The sequence below is a fragment of the Rhizobacter sp. genome (assembly GCF_031412075.1).
Taxonomy (GTDB): domain Bacteria; phylum Pseudomonadota; class Gammaproteobacteria; order Burkholderiales; family Burkholderiaceae_C; genus Rhizobacter.
On sequence record NZ_JANOCG010000044.1, the window covers coordinates 1 to 1541 of the forward strand.

Genomic DNA, 1541 nt, shown 5'->3' on the forward strand with positions numbered 1-1541 from the left:
CACACCGACCTGCCGGTTCTGGATCGACAGCAGGTCTTTCAGCGCCTCGCGGGCGAGCTGGATGTTGATGTCTTTTTGCGAGAAACGCGAGTAAGCCAGGATCTTGCGCAGCGCGCCTTCGAGCTCACGCACATTGGCGCGCACGTTCTTGGCCACAAAAAAAGCCACGTCTTCGGGCATCAGCGTGCCCTCCTGGTCGGCCTTGCGCATCAGGATGGCCACACGCATCTCCAGCTCGGGGGGCTCGATGGCCACCGTCAAACCCGCGTCGAAGCGGGAGGTGAGACGCTCGTCGATGTCCACCAGGCCCTTGGGGTAGGTGTCGCTGGTCATGATGATGTGGGCCTTCTTGGCCAGCAGCGCTTCGAAGGCGTTGAAAAACTCTTCTTGCGTTCGCTCCTTGCCGGCAAAAAACTGCACATCGTCGATCAGCAGCAAGTCGAGCTGGTGGTACTTGGCCTTGAGTTCGTCGAAGGTCTTGCGCTGGTAGTTCTTCACCACATCGGTGATGAACTGCTCGGCGTGCAGATACAGCACACGCGCATCCGGGCGGTCGGCCATCAAGGCGTTGCCCACCGCGTGCACCAGATGGGTCTTGCCCAAGCCCACACCGCCATAGATGAACAAGGGGTTGTACATCTGGCCAGGCGCTCCGGCCACATGCAAAGCGGCGGTGCGCGCCATCTGGTTGGCGCGGCCGGGCACCAGGGTGTCGAAGGTGAGGGCCGGGTTCAGGCGGTGCCGTGGCAGGCTGGCCGAGCTGTCACCCGACAGGCGCGCCGAGCTGGGGCCGCCGGCTGCATTGGCGTGATGCCCGTTGTGGCCATTGAGAACCTGGGCCAGCGGTTGCGGCATGTTGCCTCGCACCGGCAGGGTCGGCACCCGGATGCCCGTGGCCTCGCGGGCGGCGAGCGTCAGGTCGAGCCGCACCGGCTTGCCGGCGAGCTCGCTCAGCACGGCCTCGATGCGCCCGGCGTACTGGTTGCGGATCCAGTCGAGCTTGAAGCGGTTCGGCACGCGAAGAGAGGCCACCGCCCCGTCGCTGCCTTCGTCGGTGACGTCGGCGGCAGGCAGGGGGCGGATCCAGGTGTTGAATTGTTGTTCGGGCAACTCCGCTGCGAGTCGTTCGCAGCCACGTTGCCAGAGGTCAGCGCTCATATTGTGGAAAAGTCTTCTTGGAGCGGCGGGATTCTACGTCGCGAAGTGAAGGGAAAGACGCGGTTATCCACAGTTTTAAAGAGCAGGTCAATAGTGGCCCACAGGCGCATGTTGCCGTGCAAGTCTTTGACTTTGCAGGGGGTTTTTGGTGTAATAGTGGGTTTCCCGGAGCCCTTTCGGGAAGCAGTGGCAGGCCTCTCATCGCGTAGTTGAGCGGGGCTGCTTCAGTTTTGACAGACAGTCCATCGACCCTCAGCGGCGGGGACGCCAGTTTTCCGTTCAGCAGGATCGACCATGAAACGCACTTACCAAGCCTCCAAGACCCGCCGCGCCCGCACCCACGGTTTCCTCGTGCGCATGAAGACGCGTGGTGGCCGTGCCGT

Annotated in this window: 2 protein-coding genes; one reads left to right on the forward strand and one right to left on the reverse strand. The window is 62.9% G+C overall.

What is annotated here, in order from left to right; genetic code table 11:
• A partial coding sequence (gene dnaA / locus RMO40_RS01570; RefSeq protein WP_309715334.1) for a chromosomal replication initiator protein DnaA occupies nt 1-1158 on the reverse strand: 1158 nt, incomplete at its 3' end.
• 294 nt (nt 1159-1452) lie between these two features.
• On the opposite strand from dnaA, the gene rpmH reads away from it, so the two are divergent.
• Nucleotides 1453-1541: 50S ribosomal protein L34 (rpmH, locus tag RMO40_RS01575; RefSeq protein WP_309715338.1), on the forward strand; the 89-nt coding region annotated here is incomplete at its 3' end.